The organism is Mesorhizobium sp. WSM3224, from assembly GCF_000427725.1.
Lineage (GTDB): Bacteria > Pseudomonadota > Alphaproteobacteria > Rhizobiales > Rhizobiaceae > Mesorhizobium.
The window spans coordinates 41213-48370 of sequence record NZ_ATYO01000035.1 but is presented as its reverse complement, the minus strand read 5'-3'; the positions used below and the strand labels follow the sequence as shown (position 1 = coordinate 48370).

The 7158-nt window shown below is 64.9% G+C and carries 9 protein-coding genes and 1 pseudogene; 1 reads left to right on the top strand and 9 read right to left on the bottom strand.

Annotation, left to right across the window (positions count from 1 at the left end):
- The 7 genes and pseudogenes from YU3_RS40965 to rplS all read right to left on the bottom strand — a co-directional run.
- Nucleotides 1-203 (bottom strand): annotated as a pseudogene (locus YU3_RS40965) (IS110 family transposase); the annotation flags it as partial.
- A 223-nt stretch (nt 204-426) separates the two neighbouring features.
- A complete protein-coding gene (locus tag YU3_RS0131205; protein ID WP_027169878.1) occupies nt 427-1062 on the bottom strand; it encodes a class I SAM-dependent methyltransferase in 636 nt (211 codons plus the stop codon).
- 58 nt (nt 1063-1120) lie between these two features.
- Nucleotides 1121-1933 (bottom strand): amino acid ABC transporter permease, encoded by an 813-nt coding sequence (locus YU3_RS0131200; RefSeq protein WP_027169877.1) that lies wholly within the window; start codon nt 1931-1933, stop codon nt 1121-1123.
- Between the two features lie 99 nt (nt 1934-2032).
- Entirely contained in the window at nt 2033-2830 is a 798-nt protein-coding gene (locus YU3_RS0131195) for a transporter substrate-binding domain-containing protein (RefSeq protein ID WP_027169876.1), read from the bottom strand.
- 172 nt (nt 2831-3002) lie between these two features.
- The gene (locus tag YU3_RS0131190) at nt 3003-3482 is read right to left on the bottom strand and encodes a MarR family transcriptional regulator (RefSeq protein WP_245273713.1); all 480 of its coding nucleotides are present in this window, start codon (nt 3480-3482) and stop codon (nt 3003-3005) included.
- Between the two features lie 17 nt (nt 3483-3499).
- Nucleotides 3500-3919, bottom strand: coding sequence for an organic hydroperoxide resistance protein (locus YU3_RS0131185; RefSeq protein ID WP_027169874.1), 420 nt, complete (start codon nt 3917-3919; stop codon nt 3500-3502).
- A gap of 361 nt (nt 3920-4280) precedes the next feature.
- Nucleotides 4281-4820 carry a 50S ribosomal protein L19 gene (gene rplS, locus YU3_RS0131180; protein WP_027169873.1) on the bottom strand — a complete coding sequence of 180 codons (540 nt, stop codon included), beginning with the start codon at nt 4818-4820 and terminating at the stop codon, nt 4281-4283.
- A 297-nt stretch (nt 4821-5117) separates the two neighbouring features.
- Between rplS and YU3_RS0131175 the strand changes: the two genes are divergently transcribed.
- On the top strand, nt 5118-5870 hold the full coding sequence (locus YU3_RS0131175) for a sulfite exporter TauE/SafE family protein (RefSeq protein ID WP_027169872.1): 753 nt from the start codon (nt 5118-5120) through the stop codon (nt 5868-5870).
- Here the strand turns inward: YU3_RS0131175 and trmD are convergent.
- Both trmD and rimM read right to left on the bottom strand, forming a co-directional pair.
- Complete coding sequence (gene trmD / locus YU3_RS0131170; RefSeq protein ID WP_027169871.1) at nt 5852-6550, bottom strand: tRNA (guanosine(37)-N1)-methyltransferase TrmD; 699 nt, start codon at nt 6548-6550, stop codon at nt 5852-5854. The two genes, YU3_RS0131175 and trmD, sit on opposite strands and share 19 nt — an antisense overlap.
- On the bottom strand, nt 6547-7143 hold the full coding sequence (rimM, locus tag YU3_RS0131165; protein ID WP_027169870.1) for a ribosome maturation factor RimM: 597 nt from the start codon (nt 7141-7143) through the stop codon (nt 6547-6549). The genes trmD and rimM overlap by 4 nt, the downstream gene beginning before the upstream one ends.
- Between the last annotated feature and the right edge of the window lie 15 nt (nt 7144-7158).

Genomic DNA, 7158 nt, shown 5'->3' with positions numbered 1-7158 from the left:
GCACGCTCCCGCAGCCGCGCAAACAGCGCCAAAAGCCCGCCCACATCGCCCGCGGCAAGCACGTGCCGCGACAACCGCTCGCTGCCCGGCGATTGCACGCTCACCAGCCACTTCGTTGTGCTCAGTTCCAAAGAGGCTGTGACTGCGCCATGATGGCCACGGGTGGCGGCGCTCGATGCGATACTCGATTGGTCATGCGACATCGGTCTTCTCCCTTGTTGCGTGGGTGGAAAACCAATCTTGGCGAAACATCGCGCCGCCATCCACGCCCTCATAGGATCTTGCGGGAGAAGGTGTCGCCGAAGGCGACGGATGAGGGGTGTTCCAGGGAACGCAGCGTCTCACTTCGCTGGAACACCCCTCATCCGTCTCGGCGCTGCGCGCCGATCCACCTTCTCCCTCAAGGGGAGAAGCGAAGGCTGGCGCTCACATCACCTCGAACACAAATGTCTTCACCAGCGCTTCCGGGTCGCCGATCGCGTAGCAGCGGAACCATGGGCTCTGCTCGGCGAGGCGCCATTTCCTCGCCTCGCGGAGTTCGTCGAACACGGCCTGAAACCCACCGCTCTCAAAAACCTGGTCGCGCACGGTGAAGATGGCGTGGCCGCCGCTTTTGGTGATGCGCACCAGTTCGTGCAGGCCAGCGGCCGGCGCGTGGCCGATGGTGAAGACGCCGGTCGAGAAGAAAGCGCGGAAATGCCGGTCGGGCCAGGGCAGCGGCCCGCCGAGCATCGCCTTCTTCAGCTCGCTATAGGCATTGCGGCTGCCGGCAAGCTTCAGCATGTCGTCGGAAAGGTCGAGCCCGGCGATGTCGCCATAACCCAGCGCCTTCAGCGATGGTCCCGACAGGCCCGTGCCGCAGCCGGCGTCGAGCAGCGGACCGTCGCCCGCCGGCACGTGCCGCGCCACCCAGGCGGTGATCAGGAAAGGCAGGAGGTAGCCGAGCGAGGCGGTCTCGCTGTCATAGGTCGCGGCCCACTCGGCATAGGCCTTGGCGAGCCCTTCCGGTGATTCTGCCGTGTAGACGGAGTCCAGCGCCGCATTGGCCGTGTCGAAATTCATGGGGCGTGTCCTGCGCGATATTCAGCTGAGGGATCGTAGCGCGCTCCCGGGCGTCCGGCTATTCCTGATGCTGCCGGCGCAGCCGCTGTTCCAGCGCCCGCAGGGCCAGCGACAGGCCGACGGTCAGGATAAGGTAGATATAAGCGACGATCGAATAGGTCTCGAAGAAACGAAAGGAGCCCGCGGCATAGACCTTTCCCATCTGGGTGATATCGGCGACGCCGAGCACCGAGACCAGCGAGGAATCCTTGACCATGGCGACGAAGTCGTTGCCGAGCGGCGGCAGGATGGTGCGGATCGCCTGCGGGAACACGATCAGCCGGAAGCGCTGCACTCGGCTGAGCCCAAGCGCCTTGGCGGCTTCGATCTGGCCCTTCTCGACCGACTGGATGCCGGCCCGGAACACCTCCGAGATGAAGGCCGAGTAGCCGATGGTCAGCGCCATGATAGCGCGCCAAAGCAGCGACACGTCGCGCACTAGCAGTTCGCCCAGGAGGCCCACGCTCTGCAGCGGCGCGGTCAACGCGTTCCAGGCGGCGACGAAAGCCGGCGCGCCGGCAAAGGCGATCCAGAACAACAGCACCAGGATCGGCACGCCGCGGATGATCTCGACATAGAAGCGCGCGATCTGGCGCAGCCATTGCGATCCAGACAGCGCCATCAGCGCAATGCCGAGGCCGAACGCCGAGGCCAGCGCAAAGGCAACCGCGGTGACGAAGATGGTGATGCCGATGCCCTTGGCGACGGTGGCGAAGACCTGGGCGTAGAGGTCGCTGGATGCGATGGCCAGAGCGGCAGCCAAGGCAAGCACGGCCGCGGCGGCTAGCCACCAGGGGAATTCGGATTTGGGGGTGGATGGGGCAGCGGGCATCAGTTCCCAACGCCGGTGAATAGATGCCTTCGCAAGAGCTGCTGATCTCCCCCGCAAGGGGGGAGATTGGCAGCTTCGCCGGCCGTCGCAACAAATGCGCTACTGCCCCATCTTGTAGTCAAGGAACCACTTCTTGTTGAGCTTGTCGAAAGTGCCGTCGGCCTTGAGCGCGGCGATGGCGGCATTGACCGGCTTCACCAGGTCCGAGCCCTTCGGGAAGATGAAGCCGAAATCCTCGGTGCCGAGCGGCCCGCCGATCAGCTTCAGCTTGCCTTCGGAAGCATCGACATAGCCCTGGCCGGCAGTGCCGTCGGTCAACACCACGTCGACGTCGCCCGATTTCAGCGCCTGCACGGTCGCGCCGAACGTCTCGAACAGTTTTATGCGCGGGTTCTGCTCGTTGCCGTCGAGCACGCTGTACACGGCGGTGTAGAAAGGCGTCGTGCCGGCCTGCGCGCCGATCAGACCGTCCTTGAAGGCGCCGAAGCTCTTGGCGTCGGTGAAGCGGCTTTCGTCGCCGCGCACCAGCATGAACTGCTCGGAGCGCATATAGGGGTCGGAGAAGTCGACCTTCTCCTTGCGGTCGTCCTTGATGGTGATGCCGGTCATGCCGATGTTGTACTGGTTGTCGGAAACCGCCTGGATCATCGCATCCCAGGAGGTATTCTGGTACTCGACCTTGAAGTTCAGCCGCTTGGCCATCTCGTCCATCGCGTCATATTCCCAGCCGATCTGCTTGCCGGTCTTCTTGTCGATGAACTGCAGCGGCGGATAGGCGTTTTCCGTCACCACCACGACCTTCTTGCCGCCGAGATCGGGCAAGTTGTCGGCGAGCGCAGCGATGGGCGCGAGAAGGCACGCCACCATGGCGGCCAGCAGCAGTTTCGACTTGGTCATGACAAACTCCCCGAACGTGATTGGCCGCGCTATGCTCGCGCGCCAGGACAAAAGCCGGCGCCGACTTTAGCTTTCCGCAAGCGCCTTGCAAGCCGGTCCGCGCCGTCGCAGCACGCCAATACGCAATGCAATGCTCTTCAGGGATGGTTTTCGAGGATGGCCGTTGCGGGGATCAGTCTTGATCGGCCGTGGCCTCGCGCAGCCCGGCGACCAGACGGGTAAGCGTGCCGTGCAAAGCCTTGAGCTCGGCCCGCTGCAGCGGCATGCCGCAGGCGAGGCCCTCCTGCACGTCCTTCATCTTCGCGCGCAGCGCCTCGCCCTTGGCGGTCGGCTCGACCAGCACCCGGCGCTCGTCGGCATGATCGCGGCGCCGCGTCACCAGGCCACCCGCCTCCATGCGCTTGATCAGCGGCGTCAGCGTCGCCGAATCGAGACCAAGCGCTGCGCCAAGCTCGCCGATTGTGCTCGGCGAATGCTGCCACAGCGCCAGCATCGCCAGATATTGCGGATAGGTGAGGCCGAGCGGATCGAGCAGCGGCCGGTAGAGTTTTGTCATCAGCCCGCTTGCCGAATAGAGCGCGAAGCAAAGCTGCTGGTCGAGGCGCGGCACGTCAATCGCCCCGGCGTCTTGCACCGGGGCTTGCTTGGTCATCGTTTCGGTTTCCGTCGTCATGCCGCCTTTGCCGAGAGCGCCACGTCGATATTGCCACGGATGGCGTTGGAATAGGGGCAGATCTTGTGCGCTTCCGATACAAGCGCCTCGGCGCCCGCCTGATCAAGCCCCTTGATCTCCGCCGCCAGCGCGACGCCGAGCCTGAAGCCGCCCTGGTCGTTGGGATAGAGGCTGACCGTGGACGCGACCGAGGCGTCCTGCAATGGCAGCTTCTGCTGGCGGGCAACGAAGCGCACCGCGCTCTCGAAGCAAGCGGCGTAGCCGACGGCGAAAAGCTGTTCGGGGTTGGTGGCGCCACCCTTGCCGCCGAGTTCCTTCGGCATCGCCAGATCGACCTTGAGCAGGCCGTCGCTGGTCTCGCCATGACCGTTGCGGCCGCCGGTAACATGGGCATGAGCGGTGTAAAGTGCCGACATCTTCTGTCTCCAATTTGTCTTGTACACGATTAATTAGTGTACAAGATAATTGAGTGTCAACACCGATGTCGTCATCCACGGGCGGAGCGACGCGAAGCGGAGCGGCGCAGACCCGAGGATCAAAGCGCTGCTGCGGTGTAGAAATCCGAAACGCTGGCGGGACAGAAGGGGGCGTGAAGGAACGCTGACCCATCACCGCTCCAGACCTACGCCGTCGTCGCCATTTTGCCTCTTGCCCAAGAGGGGCCGTCCATACATGACGAAAACGCGAAGGCTTCGATCAAATTCCGAACGCTTGCGATAGTGGTACAATGAAAAAGGCGGCCGAAGCCGCCTTTCCAAAAACCTTATCGAGAAAGCCTTATTCGGCCGTGGTCGCTTCCGCGGCCTTGGCTGCCTCGTCGGCGGCCTTCTTCTCGGCGGCTTCCTTGGCGGCCGTCTCGGCGGCCAGAGCCTGGGCGGCGGCGACCTTCTCGGCCTCGATGCGGGCGCGCTCGGCGTTGAGCGCATCACGCTCTTCGTCGTTCAGCTTGCGGGCGCGGACGCCGGTGTTTTCCGAAATGCGGGCCGACTTGCCACGACGGTCACGCAGGTAATAGAGCTTGGCGCGGCGAACCTTGCCGCGACGCACGATCTCGACACCCTCGACCATCGGCGAGTAGACCGGGAAAACGCGCTCGACGCCTTCGCCATAGGAAATCTTGCGGACGGTGAAATTCTCCTGGAAGCCGGAGCCGGCACGGGCGATGACGACGCCCTCATAGGCCTGGACGCGGGTGCGGGTGCCTTCGGTGACGCGCACCTGGACGCGCACGGTGTCGCCCGGCTGGAATTCGGGCAGCTTGCGCTTGGCTTCGATCTTGGCGGCCTGTTCGGCCTCGAGCTGACGGATGAGATCCATCTCAAATATCCACTTCTTGTTCTTCCGACAGTCAGAGCGTCCTGCGCTCGCCTTGCAGTTCCAATGACCGCTCGGCTATGCCCATTGGGCAGGGACGGCTACACCGCACTTGTTGACGGGTCCAGAAGATTGTTCTTCCGGTTCGGGCGGGCACATACAGCTATTTCAGCGCTTTGTCACGCCTTTGCGGCGTATTTTTTGCCCACTATGGCACCATCGTATAAGCGCCGTGCCAGGTTGCGCGCGCCTCGCAAGCTTTTTAAGCGGAGAAATGCGTATCACCCTGGCGGCTTTTCGATGACACCCTTCGATGCCATCCTGCTCTTTCTCGCGGGCTTCGTTTCCGGCGCGGTCAATGCCGTCGCCGGCGGCGGCACCTTCGTCACCTTCGGCGCCATGACCCTGGTCGGCCTGCCGCCGATCGTCGCCAACGCCACCTCCTCGGTCACGCAGTTTCCCGGCTATATCACCTCGACGCTCGCTTATCTCGACGACATCAGGCATTTCTGGCGCCAGGCGCTGCTGCTTTGCGTGATCTCCGCCTTCGGCGCGCTGGCCGGCTCGCTCATCCTGCTTGCGCTCTCCAATCCGTCGTTCCGGGCGCTGGTGCCATGGCTGCTCATCGCCGCCACCGCGCTCTTCGCCGCCGGACCGTGGCTGAAGCCGGAGGCCGGACCGGAGCACCAGGCCTCGGTCGGCTCCCTGACGGGTTCGCTGGCGCAGTTCGTGACCTCCGTCTATGGCGGCTTCTTCGGCGCCGGCATGGGCGTGATGATGCTGGCGACGCTCGGCCTGACGCAGGCCGGCGACTACCACCGCCTCAATGCGTTGAAGAACATGCTGGCCGTGGTCATCGCGGCAATCGCCATCCTGGTCTTCGTCTCGGGCGGCGTCGTCGCCTGGCCGCAGGCGATCGTCATGATTCCCGGCGGTGCGCTGGGCGGCTATGCCGGCGTGTGGATCGCCAAGCGCGTGCCGCAAGGCGTGGTGCGCGGCTTCGTCGTCGCCGTCGGCCTGTTCCTGGCCTTCTATTATTTCGCCAAGGGCTGAATGCCCGGCAAGTCCGGCCGCCGCTCGCGGGTCAGCTTCTCGGCTTCCGCGCGCCGCCACTCAGCGATTTTCTTATGGTTGCCGGAGGTCAGAACGTCCGGAATCGGCCTGCCTTCGAATTCCTGCGGCCGAGTGTAGTGCGGATGCTCGAGCAGCCCGTTCTCGAAACTCTCTTCCTCGCCCGACACGACGTTGCCCATGACGCCAGGCAGGAGCCGCACCACGGCGTCGAGCAGCACGAGCGCGGCGGGCTCGCCGCCCGACAGGATGAAATCGCCGATCGAGACCTCCTCGAGCTGACGCGCCTCGATCAGCCGCTGGTCGACGCCTTCGAAGCGGCCGCACAGGATGACCGCGCCCGGACCGTCGGCCAGCTCACGCACGCGCGCCTGCGTCAGCGGCTTGCCGCGCGGGGTCATCAGCAGGCGCGGGCGCGGATCGCCCGGCGGCGAAGCGTGGTCGATAGCCCTGGCCAGCACATCGGCGCGCATCACCATGCCGGCGCCGCCGCCGGCCGGCGTGTCGTCGACGGTGCGGTGCCTGTCGGTGGCGAAATCGCGGATCTGGATCGCCTCCAGCGACCAGGTGCCGGCTTCGAGCGCGCGTCCCGCCAGCGACAGGCCGAGCGCGCCCGGGAACATCTCCGGGTAGAGCGTCAGCACCGAAGCGGCAAAGCTCACCGGTTGCCCCCGGCATCCTTCGGTCCGCGCGGCCGACCCTTCGGGTCGAAGCCGGGACGGCTCGGCGCTTCGCTGTCCTCGTCATCGACCAGCCCGGCCGCCAGCGGATTGACCTGGACGAAACCGTCGGCGATCGAGACATGCGGCACCGCGGCCTGCGTGAACGGGATCAGCACGCCCTTGCGGCCGGCAAGCGTGACATCGAGGATGTCGCCGCCGCCGAAATTATGCACGGCGACGACCTTGCCGACGACGCCCGTATCGTCCCTGACATCGAGACCGATGAGATCGGCGTGATAGAACTCGTCCTCCTCGCCATCGTCCGGCAGAACCGAGCGGTCGACGAAAAGCTCGGTGCCGGCCAAAGCCTCGGCGGCGCTGCGGTCGCTGATGCCCTTGAAGCGCACGACAACGACGGTACCCGCCGGCCTGATGTCGATGATCTGGAAGGTGCGGCCGTCCTTGGTTTGCAGCGGGCCGTAATCGGCCAGCGCCAGCGGATCGCCGGTGAAGGTCTTCACCCGCAATTCGCCCTTGATGCCGTGCGCGGCACCGATGACGGCCATCTGTACGGGGTTTTCGAGCTTGGACATCGGCGGCGTTTCCTT